At 61.4% G+C, this 20,891-nt stretch carries 27 protein-coding genes; 9 read left to right on the top strand and 18 right to left on the bottom strand.

What is annotated here, in order from left to right; all coding sequences use genetic code 11:
* From IG169_RS19150 to IG169_RS19105, 10 genes are all read right to left on the bottom strand, one after another.
* On the bottom strand, nt 1-541 hold a 541-nt coding region (locus IG169_RS19150), incomplete at its 3' end, for a CsgG/HfaB family protein (RefSeq protein WP_281435949.1).
* Nucleotides 542-579: 38 nt separating this feature from the next.
* Nucleotides 580-987, bottom strand: a complete 408-nt coding sequence (locus IG169_RS19145; RefSeq protein WP_193177865.1) for a curli assembly protein CsgF — start codon at nt 985-987, stop codon at nt 580-582.
* Between the two features lie 30 nt (nt 988-1,017).
* Complete coding sequence (locus tag IG169_RS19140) at nt 1,018-1,587, bottom strand: hypothetical protein (RefSeq protein ID WP_193177864.1); 570 nt, start codon at nt 1,585-1,587, stop codon at nt 1,018-1,020.
* Nucleotides 1,588-1,602: 15 nt separating this feature from the next.
* Complete coding sequence (gene csgH, locus IG169_RS19135) at nt 1,603-2,058, bottom strand: curli-like amyloid fiber formation chaperone CsgH (RefSeq protein ID WP_193177863.1); 456 nt, start codon at nt 2,056-2,058, stop codon at nt 1,603-1,605.
* Between the two features lie 108 nt (nt 2,059-2,166).
* Nucleotides 2,167-3,090 (bottom strand): hypothetical protein, encoded by a 924-nt coding sequence (locus IG169_RS19130; RefSeq protein WP_193177862.1) that lies wholly within the window; start codon nt 3,088-3,090, stop codon nt 2,167-2,169.
* A gap of 460 nt (nt 3,091-3,550) precedes the next feature.
* The gene (locus IG169_RS19125) at nt 3,551-4,402 is read right to left on the bottom strand and encodes a CsgG/HfaB family protein (RefSeq protein ID WP_193177861.1); all 852 of its coding nucleotides are present in this window, start codon (nt 4,400-4,402) and stop codon (nt 3,551-3,553) included.
* A gap of 37 nt (nt 4,403-4,439) precedes the next feature.
* On the bottom strand, nt 4,440-4,856 hold the full coding sequence (locus tag IG169_RS19120; RefSeq protein ID WP_193177860.1) for a curli assembly protein CsgF: 417 nt from the start codon (nt 4,854-4,856) through the stop codon (nt 4,440-4,442).
* A gap of 27 nt (nt 4,857-4,883) precedes the next feature.
* Nucleotides 4,884-5,453, bottom strand: coding sequence for a hypothetical protein (locus IG169_RS19115; protein ID WP_193177859.1), 570 nt, complete (start codon nt 5,451-5,453; stop codon nt 4,884-4,886).
* Between the two features lie 15 nt (nt 5,454-5,468).
* The gene (csgH, locus tag IG169_RS19110) at nt 5,469-5,804 is read right to left on the bottom strand and encodes a curli-like amyloid fiber formation chaperone CsgH (RefSeq protein WP_193177858.1); all 336 of its coding nucleotides are present in this window, start codon (nt 5,802-5,804) and stop codon (nt 5,469-5,471) included.
* 193 nt (nt 5,805-5,997) lie between these two features.
* Nucleotides 5,998-6,921: a hypothetical protein gene (locus IG169_RS19105; RefSeq protein WP_193177857.1), complete on the bottom strand. Its 924-nt coding sequence runs from the start codon at nt 6,919-6,921 to the stop codon at nt 5,998-6,000.
* A gap of 475 nt (nt 6,922-7,396) precedes the next feature.
* On the opposite strand from IG169_RS19105, the gene lepA reads away from it, so the two are divergent.
* The gene (gene lepA, locus IG169_RS19100; protein ID WP_193177856.1) at nt 7,397-9,205 is read left to right on the top strand and encodes a translation elongation factor 4; all 1,809 of its coding nucleotides are present in this window, start codon (nt 7,397-7,399) and stop codon (nt 9,203-9,205) included.
* A 294-nt stretch (nt 9,206-9,499) separates the two neighbouring features.
* On the opposite strand, the gene IG169_RS19095 is transcribed toward lepA, so the two are convergent.
* The 8 genes from IG169_RS19095 to IG169_RS24115 all read right to left on the bottom strand — a co-directional run bounded on the left by IG169_RS19095 (nt 9,500) and on the right by IG169_RS24115 (nt 13,358).
* Nucleotides 9,500-9,961, bottom strand: a complete 462-nt coding sequence (locus tag IG169_RS19095; protein ID WP_193177855.1) for a hypothetical protein — start codon at nt 9,959-9,961, stop codon at nt 9,500-9,502.
* A gap of 71 nt (nt 9,962-10,032) precedes the next feature.
* The gene (locus IG169_RS19090; RefSeq protein ID WP_193177854.1) at nt 10,033-10,419 is read right to left on the bottom strand and encodes a hypothetical protein; all 387 of its coding nucleotides are present in this window, start codon (nt 10,417-10,419) and stop codon (nt 10,033-10,035) included.
* Between the two features lie 29 nt (nt 10,420-10,448).
* Nucleotides 10,449-10,790 (bottom strand): hypothetical protein, encoded by a 342-nt coding sequence (locus IG169_RS19085; RefSeq protein ID WP_193177853.1) that lies wholly within the window; start codon nt 10,788-10,790, stop codon nt 10,449-10,451.
* Nucleotides 10,774-11,115, bottom strand: coding sequence for a hypothetical protein (locus IG169_RS19080; RefSeq protein ID WP_193177852.1), 342 nt, complete (start codon nt 11,113-11,115; stop codon nt 10,774-10,776). The genes IG169_RS19085 and IG169_RS19080 overlap by 17 nt, the downstream gene beginning before the upstream one ends.
* The gene (locus IG169_RS19075; RefSeq protein ID WP_193177851.1) at nt 11,115-11,456 is read right to left on the bottom strand and encodes a MarR family transcriptional regulator; all 342 of its coding nucleotides are present in this window, start codon (nt 11,454-11,456) and stop codon (nt 11,115-11,117) included. Before IG169_RS19075 ends, IG169_RS19080 begins: the two co-directional genes overlap by 1 nt.
* On the bottom strand, nt 11,453-11,782 hold the full coding sequence (locus tag IG169_RS19070) for a hypothetical protein (RefSeq protein WP_193177850.1): 330 nt from the start codon (nt 11,780-11,782) through the stop codon (nt 11,453-11,455). Before IG169_RS19070 ends, IG169_RS19075 begins: the two co-directional genes overlap by 4 nt.
* Nucleotides 11,783-12,130: 348 nt before the next feature.
* Complete coding sequence (locus tag IG169_RS19065; protein ID WP_193177849.1) at nt 12,131-12,658, bottom strand: hypothetical protein; 528 nt, start codon at nt 12,656-12,658, stop codon at nt 12,131-12,133.
* Between the two features lie 298 nt (nt 12,659-12,956).
* Nucleotides 12,957-13,358 carry a hypothetical protein gene (locus IG169_RS24115; RefSeq protein WP_246717459.1) on the bottom strand — a complete coding sequence of 134 codons (402 nt, stop codon included), beginning with the start codon at nt 13,356-13,358 and terminating at the stop codon, nt 12,957-12,959.
* 174 nt (nt 13,359-13,532) lie between these two features.
* On the opposite strand from IG169_RS24115, the gene IG169_RS24110 reads away from it, so the two are divergent.
* From IG169_RS24110 to IG169_RS19025, 8 genes are all read left to right on the top strand, one after another.
* The gene (locus IG169_RS24110; RefSeq protein WP_246717458.1) at nt 13,533-13,925 is read left to right on the top strand and encodes a hypothetical protein; all 393 of its coding nucleotides are present in this window, start codon (nt 13,533-13,535) and stop codon (nt 13,923-13,925) included.
* 445 nt (nt 13,926-14,370) lie between these two features.
* Entirely contained in the window at nt 14,371-15,204 is an 834-nt protein-coding gene (locus tag IG169_RS19055) for an SH3 domain-containing protein (protein ID WP_193177848.1), read from the top strand.
* Between the two features lie 234 nt (nt 15,205-15,438).
* Complete coding sequence (locus IG169_RS19050; RefSeq protein WP_193177847.1) at nt 15,439-15,600, top strand: Flp family type IVb pilin; 162 nt, start codon at nt 15,439-15,441, stop codon at nt 15,598-15,600.
* A 158-nt stretch (nt 15,601-15,758) separates the two neighbouring features.
* A complete protein-coding gene (locus IG169_RS19045; protein WP_193177846.1) occupies nt 15,759-16,274 on the top strand; it encodes an A24 family peptidase in 516 nt (171 codons plus the stop codon).
* Nucleotides 16,275-16,414: 140 nt separating this feature from the next.
* A complete protein-coding gene (gene cpaB, locus IG169_RS19040) occupies nt 16,415-17,224 on the top strand; it encodes a Flp pilus assembly protein CpaB (RefSeq protein WP_193177867.1) in 810 nt (269 codons plus the stop codon).
* A gap of 80 nt (nt 17,225-17,304) precedes the next feature.
* Entirely contained in the window at nt 17,305-18,798 is a 1,494-nt protein-coding gene (locus IG169_RS19035) for a type II and III secretion system protein family protein (RefSeq protein WP_428982270.1), read from the top strand.
* Nucleotides 18,799-18,852: 54 nt separating this feature from the next.
* Nucleotides 18,853-19,485 (top strand): CpaD family pilus assembly protein, encoded by a 633-nt coding sequence (locus IG169_RS19030; RefSeq protein WP_246717456.1) that lies wholly within the window; start codon nt 18,853-18,855, stop codon nt 19,483-19,485.
* Nucleotides 19,486-19,500: 15 nt separating this feature from the next.
* Nucleotides 19,501-20,781, top strand: coding sequence for a CpaE/TadZ family protein (locus IG169_RS19025; protein ID WP_193177844.1), 1,281 nt, complete (start codon nt 19,501-19,503; stop codon nt 20,779-20,781).
* The last annotated feature ends 110 nt before the right edge of the window (nt 20,782-20,891 follow it).

The raw sequence follows: 20,891 nt of genomic DNA, 5'->3' as shown, positions 1-20,891 counted from the left end.
TGGTTACGACGTCGACCTGGAACTGCGTGTCGGCGCCGATGCCGAGATATTTCGCGCCGAGGCCGCCGGTGGCGACATTGCTCTCATAGGCGACGATTCCGCCCGCGAACAGCATCCCGGCGAAAGTCAGCGGCGGAAGCGGTTGCGCGTTCGCGCCGAGGAACTGCTGCCGTGTCGCGGCGATCAGCTGGCGCTCCTTGAGGATGTCGGTCAGGCCGCGCCGTTCCACCACGTCGAACCACTTGCCGTGGCCCGCATTCTGGAGAACGTCGACCAGGATCGCGTCCGCGCCCTGCGTCACCGCCTTGGAATATTCGGCGAACTTGGAGCCCGGCTTGTACTGGCCGGTCAGGTCCGGGAAGTCGTAGACGGCGACATAGACCGGGTCGGGCGGCGGCGGCAGGTCGTTGACCAGCGAGGTCACCGCCGTCGGTTCGATCGTCGTTGCCGGAGCGGATATGAGCGGCTCGTTCGTCGTCGCGCAGGCGGCCAGAAAAATCGGCGCGGCCAGAACGCACATGCGCAAGCATAGCGATTTCATGAAAGGTCCCCTTTGTTATTGTTGCCCGCGGGCGTGGTTTACGGGACCGGAATGGTCAGCGTGTTGGTCGAGACGCCGTCATTGATGTTGACGATGACGTTGCCGCCGACCGTGTTGTAGGTCACCGTCGCGCCGTCCAGAGTGAACGTGCCGGAAGACGGCGCGCCGTTGTTGAAGATGGCGTCGGTGATTTGCGATGCGGCGCCGCCGATCAGCGCGCTCTGCAGGGCCGAGGCGAACTCGTCTGCCGCCGACGGTTGCGTGAACAGGCTGTCGAGGCTGCTGTCCTTGAACGTGTTGGCGATCTCGGCGCCCTGGTAGAGATGCGACGAGTTCAGCGGATCGCCGCCGAAGGATGGATTCGTCGGCTGGTAGGTCAGTTCGCCCGCTTGCGCGGCCGAGCCGGAAACGAGCAGCAACGCCGCAAACATGGAACAGATACGCATATCCCTCTCTCCCTTGAGCTGTGAACGGACCTATTTGACGCGCGCGATATACGCGCCGTACCGGCCCTTATCGATGATGAGATATTTCTCTTTGTCGGTGCCCTTGAACGGCAATTCCTTCACCCGCTGGGTGGCGCCGAACTGCATGTGATAGATGGTCTTGTTGCCGCCGATCACGTCGATGTCCGAATAGGCCTTGTTGCCGTTCTGGAAGGTGACGACCTTGTTCGAGAAACCGTCGATGCCGATGTCGGAGAAGTTGCCGGATCCGGTCTGGAACTGCCCGGTGATGTTGCCGGTTCCCTGCGTGTTGCTCGTCGCCGTGTTGCCGTTGCCCCTCTGCACGACCGTGGTCTCGGCAAGGTGGTCTGCGATATTGGCCATCGTCGCGATCCGCGGATCGAGATGCATCGCCGCGGCGGCGGGGACCGGAATCCGGCCGCCAATCCGCGCTTGCGGTACGGCTTGCGGATTGATCTGGCTGATATTGACTTGGTCGAAATCCCAGTCGTCCGCCCGCGCGGCGGTTTCCGCGAGAAGGCCTTGGCCGCACAGCAGGGCGCCAACGAATGCCAGTCTTGTGAATCGACCTATGCGCATGTGAAACTCCTGGAGCTAGCCTTGGCTTGTCGCCTTCGAGGTGCAACTGTTGCCGGTAAGGCGCTCTTTCGCGGACAATTCCGCTTCGTAGTAGCCGCCCTTGCGGACATTGACGGTGACCTGCGACGTCCGCTTCGTCTCGTTGGGATTGAGCGAGATGGTTCCGCTTTGAGTCGTCGAGCCGATATTCGCCGCGGCGATCGTGGTGACCGTCATCGTGTAATCGACTGTCGCCGGCTGATCCGTTTGCACGTAGCCATAGATGTCCAGGTTGTCGCCGACCCGTTCGATGCGCGCGTCGCAAAGGATCTGCACCTGGTTGGATTGTGCATGCGCATTCGACCAGGTCATCAAGCCTCCTGCGAGAAAAGCGATGAACGGGATGCCGGACGAGACGCCATGGACGAGTCGTTTTCCGCCGCGCCGCGCCGCCGGCCGGTGCTCTCGATTGTCGTTCGGACCAAACATCATGCCCAACACCGATTTTCCCGGGGAATGCCGGACCCGGTGACCGGGGCCGGCACGTTTGCGATTTCCGGAACCGCGCTGTGGCGCGGTCCCGGGAGCGGTTTCAGGATCTTAGTTGTCCTGTTTCACGAACGTGCGGTTGAAAGAACCGCTCTGGGCGATATTCGCGACGTGGGCCGACCCCGTCTGCTGCGCGTAGGTGTAGTTGGCGCCAACGTTCTGGGTCAGGTTGATCTTCGAGCCCGTCGACGAGTTGCCGCCGAAACCCTGGTAGATTTCGAAGGCCTGGAAGATGCCGTTCTGGTCGATATTCGCGGTGTTGCCGCTGCCGTTCTGCATCACCCGCGACGCGTGGCGTGCGCTGCCATGCAGGCCGAAATTGGCTTCCGACGTGCTCATGCCGTTGATGCCGCCATTTGAGTCGGTTCCCAAGCCGTTCCAGGCGCCATCCTGGTCGATCTTGATCGCGTTGCTGTTGCCCTTCGACTCGGCCTTTTCAACGAGGTTCTTGTAGAATGTCTGCGCGATATTGAGCTTGTTGTTGTTGCCGATCTGGGCGGCGTCGCGGACTTCGTTCTGCGCGCCCGTCTGCTTGATATTGGCTTTATTGGTATTGCCGTCCTGCAGAACGGTCTTGACCAGGTTTTCCGAGCCGTTCTGGTCGACCTTGAGGGTGTTGGTGTTGCCGTCCTGGGTGGCTTTGTAGACGACGTTGGAGTCGCCGCCATACTGGTCGACATACGCCTTGTTGTCCTTGCCCTTCTGGCTAAGCGCGGTGTTGTCCGCATCGTTGCCGACTTCGTTGAGATTGCTCGTCTGACGAACGCGAAGATAGTTGTCGGAGCCGTCCTGCTTGGTGATGGAGCTGTTCAGGTCTCCCTGCTGCAGGATGCGCGCCTTGTTGCCGTTGCTGCCGACCTGCAGCGAACTGGCGACGTTGGCGATACCGATCTGGTCGATATCGACGTCGGACCCCGCCAATGCGGTGCCGCCCATCGCGAGCACTGCAACCGTTGCTAGAATGGTTTTCTTCATAACTGTCCCTTCCCTGAAAATTGATTTGGCAGCGGGATTCGCCCGCCGGTTGCAATTAACGTTCGGTTAACCAGGGAAGCAAGTGAAATATTTATGGATCGTTAACAGATATGGAAAGTTTAAGTCTTTTGTGCGAACCGCAGGAATTTACAAATTTGCAATAAAGAGATTTCGGATGAGCTTTAATACGGAAGTCTATGCGCCCGAATCGCGCATGTCCGATCGAACCAGATTCAATGTCTTGTCAATATTATATAATTTTAGTAAAATGATTGTGTATAAACCAATTTATGCGATCAAAATCATGTACTTAAAACTCTTTAAAATTTTATCTTTTAAAATCAGCCCTTCGCCGGCATACGCCCTTTGATGTAAGCTAGGTTAAACCAATGGTAGCAGCCGGGTTGTCCCGGGCGCGGCGATATTCACCCGCATGTCGCGAATCGCGAGCGGTGCGCGGTTACATCATTGCGCCCTGTTTCGCCTGGAACTTCGCCATCACCTCCTGGCCCTTGGCTTGATCGGCGAAGGACCACAGGCCCTTTTCGGCGCCCTCGACGATCAGGGAGTAGACGGCATATTCGATGGCTTCGCGCACCGCGAGCTGTGCCGGCTGGTTCTGCGTCACGCCCGCTTCCAGTTCCAGCAATTCGTTCAGGCCGACATATTTGAAGGCCGAACCGTGCAGCGAGGTCGAATAGAGCCGCTTCGTCGTCGTCACGGAGCGCAGCACCTTGCCGGTCTTCACGCTGACCGCGCGCAGATTGATGGTTACGACGTCGACCTGGAACTGCGTGTCGGCGCCGATGCCGAGATATTTCGCGCCGAGGCCGCCGGTGGCGACATTGCTCTCATAGGCAACGATCCCGCCCTCGAACAACATCCCGGCAAAATTCAGCGGCGGTAGCGGATCCGCCTTCTGGCCGAGGAATTGCTGCCGTGTCGCGGCGATCAGCTGGCGCTCCTTGAGGATGTCGGTCAGGCCGCGCCGTTCCACCACGTCGAACCACTTGCCGTGGCCCGCATTCTGGAGAACGTCGACCAGGATCGCGTCCGCGCCCTGCGTCACCGCCTTGGAATATTCGGCGAACTTGGAGCCCGGCTTGTACTGGCCGGTCAGGTCCGGGAAGTCGTAGACGGCGACATAGACGGGATCCGGCGGCGGCGGCAGGTCGTCGACGAGCGCGGTTGCCGCAGTCGGTTCGATCATCTTGGCCGGAGCCGAGATCAACGGCTCGTTTGTCGTCGCACAGGCGGCAAGAAGCACGGGCATCAGCGCCAGGGCGCACACGCGCAAGCACAGCGGTTTCATCAGCGGGTTTCCTCGTGGATTGCTTGCGAGCGTGGATTTAAGGGGTGGGCGGGACGGGCACTGTCAGCGTGTTCGTCGACACGCCGTCATTGACGGTAATGACCACGTTTGCGCCGACCGTCTTGTAGGAAACCGTGGCGCCGTCGAGCGAGAACATGCCGGAGGATGGCGCGCCCTTGGTGAAGATGGCGTTGGTGACCTGCGATGCCGCGCCGCCGATCAGCGCGCTTTTGAGGGCGGATGTGAATTCATCGGCTGCCGTCGGCTGAGTGAACAGGCTGTTGAGGCTGCTGTCCTTGAACGTGTTGGCGATTTCGGCGCCCTGGTAGAGATGCGACGAGTTCAGCGGATCGCCTCCGAAGGACGGATCTGTCGGCTGGTAGGTCAGTTCGCCGGCTGTCGCCGTGGAGGCGGAAGCGAGCAGCAACGCCGTAAACATGAAACAGATACGCATATCCCTCTCCCTTGAGCTGTGAACGGCCTATTTCAGGCGCGCGATATACGCGCCGTACTGGCCCTTATCGATGATGAGGTATTTCGCCTTGTCGGTGCCGGTGAACGGAAGCTCCTTCACCCGCTGGGTGGTGCCGAACTGCATGTCGTAAATGGTCTTGTTGCCGCCGATCACGTCGATGCTGGAATAGGCCTTGTCGCCGTTCTGGAAGGTGACGACCTTGTTCGAGAAACCGTCGATGCCGATGCCGGAGTAGTTTCGGGAGCCGGTCTGGAATTGCCCGGTAATGTTGTTGGTCCCGCGCGTATTGCTGACCGCCGTGTTGCCGTTGCCCCTCTGGACCACGGTGGATTTGGCGAGCCGGTCCGCCATGCGGGCCATCGTCGCGATCCGCGGATCGAGATGCATGGCCTCGGTCTGGCTGACGGGCGTCCGGCCGCGCGTGTCGGCCTCGGAAGCCTGCGGATCGATCTGCGCGATATGGACTTCCCAGGGCTTGTCGTCATCGCTGGCCCGGGCGGGCGATCCCGCAAGCAGGCCCTGACATCCCGCCAGGATGGCGATCATTGTCGGTATGGCGATCGGGCGTTTGCGCATCGGTTGCTCCTGGAACTAGCCCTGGCTTGTCGCTTTCGAGGTGCAGGTGTTGCCGGTCAGGCGTTCCTTCGCGGACAATTCGGCCTCGTAGTAGCCGCCCTTGCGGACATTGACGGTGACCTGCGACGTCCGCTGCGCTTCGTTCGGCGCAAGCGAGATCGTCCCGCTCTGCTCCGTCGAGCCGATATTCGCCGCCGCGATCGTGGTGACCGTCATCGTGTAGTCGACGGTCGTCGGCTGGTCGGTCTGCACATAGCCGTAGATGTTCAGACTGTCGCCGGCCGGTTCGATGCGCGCGTCGCACCGCAACTGCACCTGGGAAGATTGCGCATGAGCAGTCGACCAGGCCATGGAACCTCCCGTAAGACTTGCGATGAACACGATGCCGGCTGCGGCCCGGCGGCCGAACCGCTTTCCGGCCCGGCGGGCCGTTGACGGGTGCTTTCGCGGGTGCTTCGAATTGTCGTTCGGACCGGACATCATGGCCAACATGGGTTTGCCTGACGAGCGCCGGACCCGGAACCCGGGGCCGGCGCCGGCTGGCCTAGTTGGCCTGTTTCACGAACACCCGGTTGAGATGTCCGCCCTGGGTGATGTTTGCGGTGTGGTCGGACCCGGTCTGCTGCGCATAGGCGTAGTTGACGGCGTCGTTCTGGGTCAGCACCACGGTTGAGCCCGTCGACGTGTTGCCGCCGAAGCCCTGATAGATCTCGAAGGACTGGCCGAAGCCGTTCTCGTTGATCTTCGCGGTGTTGGAATTGCCGTTCTGGACGACCGTGGACGCCTGGCGCGTCGCGCCGTGCAGGCTGAAATTCGCTTCCGTCACGGGCATGCCGGAGATCGTTCCGTTCAGATTGTTGCCCTGGCCGTTCCAGCTGCCGTTCTGCTTGACGTTGATGGCGTTGCCGTTGCCGTGCGACTCGGCGGTCGTGACCAGGTTCTTGTAGCTGGCCTGGGTGACGTTGAGCGTGTTGTCATTGCCGTCCTGGACGGCCTTGCGCACTTCGTTCTGGTCGTCGTTCTGCTTGATGACGATGGCGTTTCTCTTGCCGTCCTGGCGGGTGTCCGCGACGAGGTTCGCCGTGCCGTCCTGCTTGACCTTGAGGGAGTTGTCGTCCCCGATCTGGACGGCTTTCTTCACCTTGTTGAAGTCGCCGCCCATCTGGTCGACATAGGCCTCGTTGTTCTTGCCGGTCTGGCTCAGCTCGGTGTTGGCGGAGGCGTCGCCGACCGCGTTGTGGCTGGTCGACTGGCGCACTCTCAGATAGTTGCCCGAACCGTCCTGTTTGCTGATCGATCTGTTCTGGTCTCCGGCCTGCCGGATATGGGCCTCGTTGCCATTGCCGGTGAGCTGGGCGGAACTGGCGACATTGTCGACGCCCAGCTGGTTGATGTCGACAAGCGATCCCGCCATGGCGGTTCCGCTCATCGCGAGCACTGCGGCCGTTGCAAGAATGGTCTTCTTCATAGCGGTCCCTTTCCCTTTTACCCTGTGACGCCGTGCCGGCGCCGGTCGCAGTTAACGGCTCGTGAACCGGGCGATCAAGCAACGGAACTTTACATATTTGTAAGACAGAAGAATTAATCCATTTGATGGATGTAAAATCTGCAATATAAAACTTGAATAGTAAAACAAATCCGGGAAAACGGAAATACGGAAAGGTAAATTTCGGTTGAAAGGACCCGTCACGGCCAGGCCGGCATGATTTCCGCCGGTTTGCGGCATGGAACAACTGCGCGGGCCCGGAATTCCGCCGCGAAATCAACGGTCTGCTCCTGCCCGGCGCGGGCCCGGCCGGCGCCGTCCCGGCGGCCATACGCCTTCCGGTGAATTGACGGTCATGCGTTGGCGGTATGCCTGCGCCCGGCCGCCCGCGCCGCATCTCCGGCCCGCCCCGAAAATCCCGCTTTCAGGCGGCCCCGTTTGCGCCTATATGGGCGCCATGACGCAGACACCACTCAAGAACATCCGCAATTTCTCTATCGTCGCCCATATCGACCACGGCAAGTCGACGCTCGCCGACCGGCTGATCCAGATGACCGGCTCGCTCGAGCAGCGCGAGATGAAGGAACAGGTGCTCGACACGATGGACATCGAGCGCGAGCGCGGCATCACCATCAAGGCCAACACCGTGCGCCTCGAATATGACGCGCGCGACGGCCAGCATTACGTCCTCAACCTGATCGACACCCCCGGCCATGTCGACTTCGCCTACGAGGTCTCGCGGAGCTTGCGCGCCTGCGAGGGTTCGCTCCTCGTCGTCGACGCCTCCCAGGGCGTCGAGGCGCAGACGCTGGCCAATGTCTACCAGGCCATCGACGCCGACCACGAGATCGTCACCGTCCTCAACAAGGCCGACCTGCCCGCCGCCGAGCCCGAGCGCGTCAAGGAGCAGATCGAGGAGGTCATCGGCCTCGACGCCTCCGACGCGCTGCTGATCTCGGCCAAGACCGGGCAGGGCGTCGACGAGGTGCTGGAGGCGATCGTCAACAAGCTGCCGCCGCCCAAGGAAGGCGACCCGGACAAGCCGCTCAAGGCCATGCTGGTCGATAGCTGGTACGACGCCTATCTCGGCGTCATCGTGCTGGTCCGCGTCATCGACGGCGTCATGAAAAAGGGCCAGACCATCCGCATGATCGGCACCGGCGCCAGATACCCGGTCGACCGCGTCGGCGTCTTGACGCCCAAGCTGGTCGTCGTGCCCGAACTCGGCCCCGGCGAGCTCGGCGTCATCACAGCGTCGATCAAGGAAGTCGCCGACACCCGCGTCGGCGACACCATCACCGAGGACAAGCGCCCCTGCGACACCGCCCTGCCGGGCTTCAAGCCGGCCCAGCCGGTGGTCTTCTGCGGGTTGTTCCCGGTCGACGCCGCCGATTTCGAGGATCTGCGCGCCGCCATCGGCCGGCTGCGCCTCAACGACGCGTCGTTTTCCTACGAGATGGAAACCTCCGCCGCGCTCGGCTTCGGCTTCCGCTGCGGCTTTTTGGGCCTCTTGCACCTGGAGATCATCCAGGAGCGCCTCAGCCGCGAATTCGATCTCGATCTGATCGCCACCGCGCCGTCGGTCGTCTACCGCATGAACATGACGGACGGCACCACGATCGAGCTGCACAACCCGGCCGACATGCCGGACGTGGTCCGCATCGCCTCGATCGAGGAGCCGTGGATCAAGGCGACGATCCTGACGCCGGACGAGTATCTCGGCTCGATCCTGCAGCTCTGCCAGGAGCGCCGCGGCATCCAGACCGACCTCTCCTATGTCGGCAACCGGGCCATGGTCACCTACGAATTGCCGCTCAACGAGGTCGTGTTCGATTTCTACGACCGGCTGAAATCGATCTCCAAGGGCTACGCGTCCTTCGACTACACGCTCGCGGGCTACCGCGAGGGCGATCTCGTCAAGATGTCCATCCTCGTCAACGAGGAGCCGGTCGACGCGCTCTCCATGCTGGTCCACCGCGCCGCGGCCGAAAAGCGCGGCCGGCTCATGTGCGAGAAGCTGAAGGACCTGATCCCGCGCCACATGTTCAAGATCCCGATCCAGGCGGCCATCGGCGGCAAGGTGGTCGCGCGCGAGACCATCTCGGCCATGCGCAAGGACGTGACCGCCAAATGCTACGGCGGCGACGTCTCCCGCAAGCGCAAGCTGCTCGACAAGCAGAAAGAGGGCAAGAAGCGCATGCGCCAGTTCGGCAAGGTGGAAATCCCGCAGGAGGCGTTCATCCAGGTGCTGAAGGTGGGTGAGTGAGCTCCCCATCTCTCCCCCTGCGGGAGAGAAAGCAAAAGCTTGGGTTTAGCGAAGCTAAGCCCTTAGCTTTTGCAAGTGAGGGGACAAAGCGCCGGCGTACGTTTCGAACGCCCGGAGCGATAATGGAATACCGCCAAGCTTCCCCCCCCCCACTCAAGGGGAAGTGGAACAAAACGGCGCAAGGTTTAGCTTTCGAAGAATCGTTCATTCAGGTTCTGCAGGTGAGGGAGTAGGCGCCATATATCCCGCCCCGCTTTGATGGCTCCGAAGCAGGCTCGCTCTCGCAGCGGTACGCTAGGCGTATTTTAGGGCAATATTCCGTAATCTTGCGGCGAGTTCGGTTAACCTACGCACATATTCGTTATGTGCGTCATTTAGGGCATGTCCGAACATGAAGGCGGAAGGATTGGCGGGCGCGAACGCGTTGGCAAACTCAGCGGGTGTCAAAGCAGGCTTCAGGCGTCGCTTTGCGGCATTCCAGAATTCGTCGGCCTTCTGCTTCCACGCCTCATACTGGGCTTGATCAGCGACCTGTGTATATGCCAGTCGGTCCGCATCACCACTGACGGCAAGGACTGCTCCCAAGGTTTCCTCACGGGACTTCTTGATAGCCTGCTCAGACTCAATCCGACTCTGCTCTCTGACTGCCGCCTGCCAGTCACCGTTGATTGCGACCCATAGTGAGAGCGTTGCGGCCAGAACAGCAACCCAGAGAGTTACGGTTGTGCTAGTGAACCAATATTCAAGAGGTGGCATGCCTAACCTCGCTTACAGCCGAGAGCATGGACGAACTTGCGTATTCAAGAGACGTTTTCACTTAATTGCGACTACCTTTGCCCGCGCCGAGCACCGCTTTGACCCAGTATGGACTTAATCGTTGCCTTTTGAAGTCCGCGAAACAGGTTACTCCAACCAAATAAAATAGTACCATCTTCCTGCACCTCTCGCAGGAGTAAATCAGCTTGCTTTAGGGGCTGCAGGTGATGATCGAGTGCCTGTTTACTCTTATAGCCGCCAAGTTCCTGTAGAAATTCTTTTGTGCGTGGTTGCTCGCAAGCAATCATTATTTTTCTTGCATGCTCATTTTTAATATGGTCCTCGGCGTGCTTCCTTACTACTTTTGCATTAGAAATGCTTTGGATGGTTTCAATCGCACTGAGTCTGTCTTTGATTGCGACAAGCTCGTCTTGAAGAGGTTGAGACGAAACCTCCATGCTATTTTTCCTCGGGCGCCTATCGTCGCTCATTCTTTGCCCCCAGCTTTCGAGGCTTCATCTGTCTCTAGGAGATCGAAATCTCTCAGGTCAAACAGGCGGATACGTTTCTTTTCCGGTGTCGCCTCCATCAATCCGATTGAAGTGCAACGGGCAGCTAGGGCGACGACAGCATTGGGGCTCATTTTGCAGGCCACACGCACCTGCTCAACTGATGAGCTGCCGTCGAACATTTGGTAGGCCGCTCGGGACTTTGCATCAGGAAGGGCCGCTTCCAAGGCTGCTCTTACAGGCTCCCGTACCGCGATACGTAACCAGTTGCGCATCTCGACAAGCACCTCTAGCAGCTTTTCTTCAGTTTGCGTCTGCATGGTCGTCAAAGAAGTTCGAGGGAAGGGAAATTACCAAGTTTGGCTTCTTCGGGTCGCCAGTAAGCAAGTTGGCTTTGTTTAGAGCCCCAACTAGCGTGCTCAGATGACCTTTGTTTATTGATGTTTCACTATGAATCTCGGCTTGCGTCCGAGTCCCATCCATCAACAGTATCGACTTCTTTTTCGGTAGGCTCGCGCCTGCAAGCTGCCGCAAAGCCGATCGCTGTTTGGCGTCGCGTTCGGCAATTTTATCTTCCGCGAGCAGTTCCAGTACGCCATAGATTTTCCGCAGGAGGTCAAGCGACTCCGAGTCGTAGTTGTGCATTACGCCCCCTCGTTTTCGTCAAAGAAGTTTGAGGGTATTGAAATCATTAGCTCCGGCTGCTTCGGGTCGCCTTTCAAGAGGCCGCCTTCTCTAAGCGCCTTAACCAGTTGGCTGAGTTGCCCTTTGTGAATACCGCATTCATCAACAATTTTCGCCTGGGTTCTTGTACCGTCCATAAGGAGCACTGCCTTTGGATTGTTACCCTTTCCACTTCCCGCGATAAGGCGAAGCTCGTCACGCAGTTTTTTATCGCGCTCCGCGATGGCTGGTTCGGCAATGACGCGAAGAAGTTCGCGCATTTCCTCTAGTACAGTCAGCATGCGGTCGGACGGTTCGGTCATTTTTTATCGTCGCCAAAGATATCGAGAAAATTAGCCGGTATCGGGAACACTGTCTTTGGCATGTCGTCTGCGCCAATCAGCGCCGCTTCGTGCAAAGCTTTGACGAGGCGGCTCAAATCACCTCTGTCGATCCCGCATTCATTCCAGATCGCTGTTTGAGTGCGCGTACCATCCATAAGTACGACTGCGTCCGCCTTTCGCTTGCTCTTTCCTACAATCTGTAGAAGCAAGGCGCGCAGCTTCTTATCGCGTTCCGCAAGTGCAGGCTCCGCTATCAATCTAAGCAGGTCGCGTATCTCTCTTAGCAATTCGGTGTCTTCGCTCATATGAAATGGGAAGCACGCTATTACAAAACTTGTCAAACCTTACGGTCAAGCACCTGCGCAGAAGTCGTTGATAACTATACTGGCGACAATCGCGGCATGGCGGACAAGCCATTTCTTCTTTAAGTGTTGGCTTCACGGAATGGGTCCTCGGGTCAAGCCCGAGGATGACGACGCGTGGGATGGATTTCGCGGCAAATCGCCGGTTTCCAAGCAGTTCATCAAAAACTTATCCACCGCCCTCCAGCCTCCCTTACCCTTCTCCCGTCCACGCATCGGACGGAAGAAAGCATCTGAATCGGGGCCTAGCGACCTCCCGCAACCGCGCGGCGCTACCGCGCTTTCGCCCCCTCACACCCGCCGCAGTTCCACCCGCGCCGCCGCCAGCCGCCGATACAGCGCGCGGCGCCGCACGATCGGCGCCCAGTCGTAGAGGAAGATTTCCAGCGGCCGCCAGTTTGCTACCCAGCCGAGGATCAGCAGGCTTTCGCCCAGCAATTGCGTCAGCGGCCCGGCGCCGCCGCCGATGGCGCGGCTGGCGGCCAGGCAGGCCGCGAGGATCGGCAGGCCGATGAAAAGCGCGCGCCGGCCGCTGCGGAACAATTCGCGCAGCTCCCGCGTGGCGCGGTCGGCGCGGTAGGAGAAATTGCCGCGCACCGCGTCGGCGAGCAGGTGTTCGGCCGGCGGCTCCGGGGCTTCCGCCGACAGGTCCACCACGATGGCGAAACCAGCGTCGCGCGGCGCGTCCTGCGCCCAGTCGATGATGTATTGCAGCGCCTCGGCGTCGAAATCGCGTTCGAGGAAGGGCGAGGGGTCGAGCGAGTGGAACAGCTGCGCCAGCCCCTTGATGCGCAGCGGTATTGCATATTCGTCAGCCATGATCGCCCCGTTTGCGGGCGACGATACCGCCGCGCCAAGCCGGCGGTCAACGCGGCGCAGGGCCCCGAAACAAACGGAATAATCCCGTCGGGTCTGGGGCGTGTATCCTGTCCTTCATAGTACCCCCACCCGTCCTTCGGACCCCGTCCCCACAAGGGGGAGGGAGGTCGCGAGCATGAAGCCTTGCCTGGCACAATGGTGCAGGGGAAAGCGGCGGTGCCTGTGCCTTCCCTCCCCCTTGTGGGGACGGGGTCCGAAGGACGGGTGGGGGTCGTCGCGAAGCGACCATCAAAAACAGTCAGCAAATCCGGTGTCCCGGCGGCCAATCACCGAATTCCCGCCGCGACTTATCCACCTTCCCGAAACCGCCCGTATCCTTTTCCGAATGACGAATGCGCAACGAAGCACGATCAACTGGGACAGGGCGATTGCCCGCAACCGCGAGGCGCTTCTGCGCATTCTCGCGGCGCTGTTCGCCATGGCCGGGCTGGGCGAGGGGGACACGGTGGCCACCCTGCCGCGGCATCTGCGCAATCATCTCCTGCGCATTCTCCGCGCGGCCGAATCCGCCGTCCGGCGGCTGGTGATAATCGCCGCGCGCGGCCTTGATGTTGTTGTGGTGCCCCGCAAACCCGCCACCACAACAACCACAGGCAAGCCCACACCCTCCGTCATCCTCGGGCTTGACCCGAGGACCCATTCCGGAGAGTCCGCGAAGCCCTCGATAGGTAAGAATGCGGCTAGTATTTCAAATGGCATTGCCAGGATTCGGCTTCACGGAGTGGGTCCTCGGGTCATCCTCGGGCTTGACCCGAGGACCACGGATGACGCCCGGTGTGAGACTACACGGCCAATCGCAAACTCCGCGCCGGCCTTGCCCCTGCTCGATCCGCGCAAGCGCTTCGATGTCCGCCCGAAGAGACGCCGCGCGAAATCCTTCCCGCGCATCTGCGTGATCGGGGTTTCCGAGCCGCGCCCGATCCCCGAAATCCGGATCCCCACGCCCGACGACGAGATCGACGCGACCCGCCTCTGCCGCCGGCTCGCCGCGCTGAAACGCGCGCTCGACGATCTCGACGGCCAGGCCCGCCGTCTCGCCCGCTGGAAAGCGAAGCGCGATCTCGGATTGAACCGAACCAAATATTTCTCGCCCATGCGTCCCGGCTGGCCGCCGGGCCGCCGCAAGCGGCCGTTTCACGCGGTCGACGACATTCTCGCCGAGTGCCACGCGCTGGCGCTCGATCTCGAGCGGCGCGACACGTCGTGAGGGGTGGGGACCCGGCAGCGACGAGCAACGGATAGCGGCTTGCCGCTTACGAACCAGAAAACGAGGAGCTTAAGGCCGGGGCCAAAGGGGCTCGCGGTGCCGATGGCGCGCGCCGACTCTCCCCCTTGGAGGGGGAGAAAGTGATTTCCCGGGCTTACGACGCAAAGCGAGTAAGTCCTTGGAAATCACAAGAGAGGGGGAACCGGACACCGAGCCAAGCCCCCTCTCTGGCAAAAGCCAAGGACTTGGCTGCGCCAAGCCCAGGTTTTTGCTTTCTCCCCCGCAAGGGGGGAGATGGATTCCGCATCCCGATCACGCCCGGTTCTCTTACGACATGGAATGTGACCCGGCCGCCCGCGGCGCGCCTGATTCTGGCCGGGGATTAAGTGTCAGTTAACTTTTGCGAGCGGCGCCTGTCTGGCCGCGAATGCGTGGAGTTAAGTGCATGAGTAGCATGTCCTGGGAGACGACAAGCCCTGCCGACCGTGGCCGGGCGGCAAGATCCGTAACGAGAAGACCGGCGGCAAGAAGGCCGGCAGCCGAAAGACCGGCAGCAGCTAGACCGGCGGCCGCGGGGCCGGCGGACGGCAACCGCACCGGGCGCATCGCCGCCATCGGCCTTGTCGCCCTGTTCGGTGTCGCCGCCCTGGTGCTTCTTATCCCCGTCCTGTTGCGCGGCGGAGGCCCGGCGCCGCAGGAAACCGCGCCGCAGACCGCCGCCACAGCCGAACAATCCGCCGCCGAACCGGTAGCCGCCATAACCGCCCCGACGCCCGCCGCCATCGAACAGCCGGCGCTTCCGGCCGGATCGGTCCGCTTCGCCGGGTCCGAAGCCCCGGCCGCCACCGCGCCGGACCGGCCCTCCGTCGACACCGCGCGCACCGCCTCGATCCTGTCGCCGGCCACCGACGTCGCCGTCGCCGAGACGGAGCAGCAGGCCGTCGAGATGGAAAGCCGTCTCGCCGCCGCGGGTGCCAGGGATTTCAAGGTACCGGACAACGATCCCGCCGCGGTGCCGGTCACCGTCGCCTCGGCGACCGCGTCGCCGGCCGAACCGTTCCCGCCGGTTTCGGATCTGAAGCCGGGCCGCGCCGCCAAATGGGTCAATCTGCGCGCCGGGCCGGACAACGACGCGGCGGTGCTCGCCGTCGTCCCCTATGACGCCGCGATCCTGACCCAGCCCGACTGCCCGCACTGGTGCGCCGTCGTCTATGACGGCCGGCAGGGCTATATCTACAAGGCCTTCGTCGTCCATCCCGGCGCGACCGCCGGCGGCTGATCCGCACGGCCGGGGCCGGTCGGAAGGGGCGTTTCGCCGCCCCTTTCATTCACTCGAATTCGTGCGCGTCGTCTTACCGTTTTTTCACCATGGCGGCGCTTTGCCCGCCTTAAGCCTTTGGCAACCCTGTTCCTTAAGCGGCTGGAAACAGGCCGCGTGTAGGTTGGCCCCTGTCCGATCAATACCCGAGAGAGTGTTGACGGCGGTGCTGTGAACGAGAAATAGGAGCTCATCATGTTTGCACGTTTTCTGAAAGACGAGTCCGGTGCGACCGCCATTGAATACGGCCTGATTGCTGCCCTGATCGCTGTCGCGATCATCACCGGCGCAACCACGCTCGGCTCGAACCTGAACGCCAAGTTCGACTTCATCGGCTCGAAGGTCAGCGGCGCCTGATGCCGCGCTGCCCCCGGGCAGTATGCAAGAACCGAAAATGGCCCGTCTCCGCGAGACGGGCCTTTTTCATTTTGGCGCCGGGTCCATGCCCGCGCGGTTAGCAAATCTTAAGCCTGCCCGCGTATCAAGGAAGCCAGTGTAACGAGTGGAGTGAAACGATGATCGCCGCCGTCATCATGGTCGTGTTTCCCTTTTCAATGATCTTCGCGGCCCTGTCCGACGTCTTCACCATGACGATCGGCAACCGGATCTCGCTGGTCCTGATCGCAACCTTCATGGTCGTCGCGCCCTTCATCGGGCTCACCTGGTCGGATTTCGGCATGCATATGGCCGCCTTCGCGCTGGTGCTGACGGTCACCTTCGCGCTGTTCGCAACCGGTACGATGGGCGGCGGCGACGCCAAGCTGCTCGCCTCGACCAGCCTGTGGATGGGCTTCGGCCCGCCGCTTCTCGACTATCTCCTCTGGGCGACGATCGTCGGCGGCGCGTTCACGCTTTTCCTGGTCTTCTTCCGCAAATCGTCCTTAGCCGTCTATGCCGGCGAGGTGCCGATCCTGCGCCGCATGATCGATGAAAAGGACGTCCCCTATGGCGTCGCTCTGGCGATTGGCGGGCTGATCGCCTTTCCGGAATCGCCCGCAATGGTCTGGGTTCTTGGCCAGCTCGCAGCGTGACCGCGAGGTCACCCTAGGGCAGATAGATTGCATTTAAGCTTTATTAAGCATGAAAATTACGGGCTTATTAACCCTAATTACACCTTTGCGAACGAAACATGCTCCCACGAGGTTCGGAACTTGTCCCGAAAGTGGGTGCCATCATGTCGAAGCGTATCATCATCCTTGGCGTAGCGATCATCGCCGCAGGCGGTGCCGGTTACATGGCCATGAACATGGTTGCTCCGCCGCCCGCGGAGGCGCCGCAGGTCGCTGAGACCAAGCCGGCGATCGAATTGGACGAAGTCCTGGTCGCCAGCGAAAACCTGAACACCGGCTCGGCCATCGACGGCCAGTTGCGCTGGCAGGAGTGGCCCGTCTCGGCGCTTTCGCCCGATTACATAACGCGCTCGCTGCGCCCCAACGCAGTCGACGAACTGCGCGGTTCCGTCGTCCGCTCAACGATCTCCCAGGGCGAGCCGATCCGTCCGATCAAGCTCCTCGGCCCCGACCAGAGCTTCATGTCCTCGATCCTGCCCTCGGGCAAGCGCGCCGTCGCCACCCAGATCGCGGCCGACACGTCGGCCGGTGGCTTTATCCTTCCCGACGACTATGTCGACGTCATCATGACGACCCGTCCACCGGATCGCGCCGGCTCCTATGTCACCGAGACGATCCTCAAGAACATCCGCGTGCTGGCGATCGACCAGACGATTCGCGAGGATGAACAGGGCCATCTCGTCCAGGTCGGTCAGACCGCCACCCTGCAGCTGACGCCGAAACAGGCCGAGATCATCACGGTCGCCCAGCAGATGGCCGATCGGCTGACACTGGCGCTGCGGTCCGTCCGTGACGTCGATCCCAACGCCGACGATTCTGGCGAAGCCGACCATCTTTTGACCGGTGGCGCCAGTGGCGGTGCGGTTACCATCATCAAGTCCGGCAAGCGCAGCGAGGTTCAAACGCAATGAACGCCCATATCTTTCGCAACCGCGCCAATATCTCCGAGCGGAGTTTTCCGGGCATGATTGCCAAGCGTTTCTTCAAGGCCATGATTTCCGCAACGGCGGTCACCGCGATGGTTGCGGCCACGCCGCTTGCCGTGGTTCCAGCCGCGGCGGCGGACCAGGACAGCACCGTCGGCACCAACAACAGCAACATCATCGAGATCGGCCGCGAGAGCCGCGGCACCGAGCGCGTGTCGCTTGGCCTCAACAAGTCGATCGTGCTCGACCTGCCGGTCGATGCGCATGACATCCTGGTTGCCAATCCGGAAGTCGCCGATGCGGTCACCCGCACGGCGCGGCGCATCTATCTGTTCGGCAAGAAGGTCGGCGAGACCAATATCTTCATCTTCGACAAGGCCGGCAAGCAGGTGGTCAGCCTCGATCTGCGCATCGAGCGCGATGTCACGGGCCTTGACCGCTACCTTGCCCGCTTCATCCCCGATTCCGACATCAAGTCCGAAATCATCAACGATAACATCGTGTTGAGCGGCACCGTGCAGACACCGCAGGACGCCGCGAAGGCGAACCAGCTCGCCGAGATATTCGTCAAGGGCGGCGATGCGACCTCCGATGCCTTCTCCTTTTTCTTCCGCCGCGGCAACAGCAAGATCGTCAACATGCTCGACATCGTCGGCGGCGACCAGGTCACGCTGAAGGTGACCGTTGCCGAAGTGCAGCGCTCCGTCATGAAGCAGCTTGGCGTCAACCTGATCGGCAGCCGCACCGGCGATCACGGCATATCCTTCCAGGGCATCTCCGAAGGCATCGCCGGCGCGCTCGGCAAGCCGCTGAGCAATACGGGGTTCAATCTCGGCGGCTCGCTTGCCGGTCTCCAGCTCGACGCCTACTTCCGCGCGATGGAAGAGGCCGGTGTGATGAAGACCCTTGCGACCCCGACCTTGACTGCCATCTCGGGCGAAAAAGCCGTGTTCAAGGTCGGCGGCGAATACAACATCATCAAGGGGGCGACCGCCGGCGACAATGGCGGCAGCACCTTCGATATCCAGACTCTGGACTACGGCATCGGGCTCGAGTTCACGCCGGTCGTACTCGGACCGGGACGCATCAGCCTCAAGATCCGCACTTCGGTCTCCGAACCGACCGTCTCTGGCACCGTTCCGGTTTCCATCGGTGCCGCCAACGGTCTGGAAGCAAATGTCCTGTCGATCCGCAAGCGCCTCGCCGACACCACCGTCGAGCTGCCCTCCGGCGGCGCGATGATGATTGCCGGCCTCATCAATGACGATGTGCGCCAGGTGGTCAGCGGCTTCCCCGGTCTCTCCAAGGTTCCGGTGCTCGGCACCTTGTTCCGCAGCCGCGACTTCGTCCACAACGAATCCGAGCTCGTCATCACCGTGACGCCCTATCTCGTGCGCGCCACGCCGCCGAACAAGCTGGCGCTGCCGACGGACAATTTCACCCCGGCGAGCGACCGGACAGGCAACCTTCTCGGCCGCGTTAACCGGATCTACGGCACTGTTGAGAAAGATCTTCCCGATGGCCGTTACTACGGCGTCGTCGGATTCATTTACAAATAGGAGTGGGGTCCGATGCGTTTCAAAGCCTATGTAAACTCTGCAGGGTTGTTGGTTATGGCGACCGTCATCGCAGGCTGCGGCTCCATCGGCCGGGATCCGGTCCAGGTCGGCGCCATTCCCGATGACTACCGCACCCGCCATCCGATCGTGCTGAGCGAAAAGGAACACACGCTTGATGTTCCGGTCGCCTCCGGAGCCCGGGAGCTGAACCTTTCGGTTCGCTCCAACATCCGCGCTTTCGCGGCGGGCTTTGCCGACTCGGGCACCGGGACGATGTTCCTGATCATGCCGGTCGGCTCGCCGAACGAATATGCGGCAAAGACGGTCGAGGGGCAGATCCTGGCGGCGATCTCCAAGGGCGGCGCGTCGCGCAACCGGGTGGTCGTCCAGCAATATGACGCAAGTGCCCATGGTTCGGCGGCAGCCGTGCGACTGTCCTACAACGGCGTCACCGCGTCGACGGGGCGCTGCGGCACGTGGCCTGCGGACCTGACCGAGACCGCGGAAAACAAGAATTACCACGACTTTGGCTGCTCCTCGCAGGCGAACCTGGCGGCGATCATCGCCAATCCGGTTGACCTGATGGGACCGCGCCAGTCGAGCCAGATCGATGCAACCGAGCGGGCTGCCGTTATCCAGGACTATCAGAAGGGTCCTCGTGGCGCGCCGTCCGAGGTTAGCTACTAAGCGGGGAAGAGAAGCATGTCAGACGTTGCTTATGACGAGGACTTCGGCGACCAGCCCGCGGTTGATCCGGGCGATATCGCTGCGCTCAACGACGTGCGGCCCGTCCCGCGCATCTCGGTCCAGGCCTTCTGCGAAACCGAGGGTGTTGCCGCACCGATCGGCCGCATGGGCGAGGATCGCCGCATGGCCAAGGCGCAGACCCGGGTCTATATGGGCGGCATTCCCGCTGCCGTCGAGTTTTACCAGTCCGCGCCGACGCCGAACCTCATCATCCTGGAATGCTCGGCGACGCCGGACATCCTGTTCAAGGGCTTGAACGATCTTGCCGAGGTTTGCGATCCCAACACCAAGGTCGTGATCATCGGTCATCACAACGATGTCACGCTCTATCGCGAACTGATCAAGAACGGCATTTCGGAATACATCGTCGCGCCGGTCACGATCGCGGAAATGATGAATGTCGTCTCGACGCTGTTCATCGACCCGGATGCCGAACCGCTCGGCCGGTCGGTCGCCTTTATCGGCGCCAAGGGCGGCGTCGGATCGTCGACCATCGCGCACAACGTGTCCTGGGCCGTCTCGACGCTCTTCCAGGCGGAAGTTTTGATCGCCGACATGGACCTGCCCTTCGGTACCGCGAATATCAATTTCGACCAGGATCCGGCCCAGGGTATTGCCGAGGCCGTGTTCTCGTCGGATCGCATCGACGAGGTCTATCTCGACCGGCTGCTCGCCACCTGCGCCGAGCATCTGTCTCTGCTCGCCGCTCCGTCGATGCTCGACAAGGTCTATGATTTCGATCCCGACGCCTTTTCGCAGTTGCTCGACGTCGCCCAGCGCACCGCGCCCTATGTCGTGCTCGACGTTCCGCATGTCTGGAACGGCTGGACGCGCCGGACGCTGGAACAGGCCGATGAGGTCGTCATCGTGGCCTCGCCGGAACTGGCGAATCTGCGCAACGCCAAGAACATCATAGACACGCTGCGCAAGCTGCGTCCGAACGACGCTGCGCCGCGGCTTATTCTCAACCAGGTCGGCATGCCGAAGCGCCCCGAGATCGCGGTGTCCGATTTTGCCGATCCTCTCGATCTCGAACCGATCGCGGTCATTCCCTTCGACGCGCAACTGTTCGGGACGGCGTCCAACAACGGCCGCATGCTGGCCGAGACCGATGCCGCCAATCCGATCGTCTCCAGTCTGTCGAATATCGCGCATCTCGTGACGGGTCGCGGTGTGGTCAAGGAGAAGCAGAAATCAGGCCTGAAGGGCATGCTTGCGAAACTGAAAAAGAAGTGACGCTTCCTCGAAGCGAGTAACGGGACAAACCGATGTTCGGAAAAAAGGGTACGGGTAGCGCATCCAGCGGTTCTTTTGGTGGCGCATCGCAGTCCGGGGCTTCCCGGGGT

Source organism: Oricola nitratireducens (genome assembly GCF_014904745.1).
Lineage (GTDB): Bacteria > Pseudomonadota > Alphaproteobacteria > Rhizobiales > Rhizobiaceae > Oricola > Oricola nitratireducens.
The sequence above is the reverse complement of the archived record's forward strand: the minus strand, read 5'-3'. Positions and strand labels throughout refer to the sequence as shown.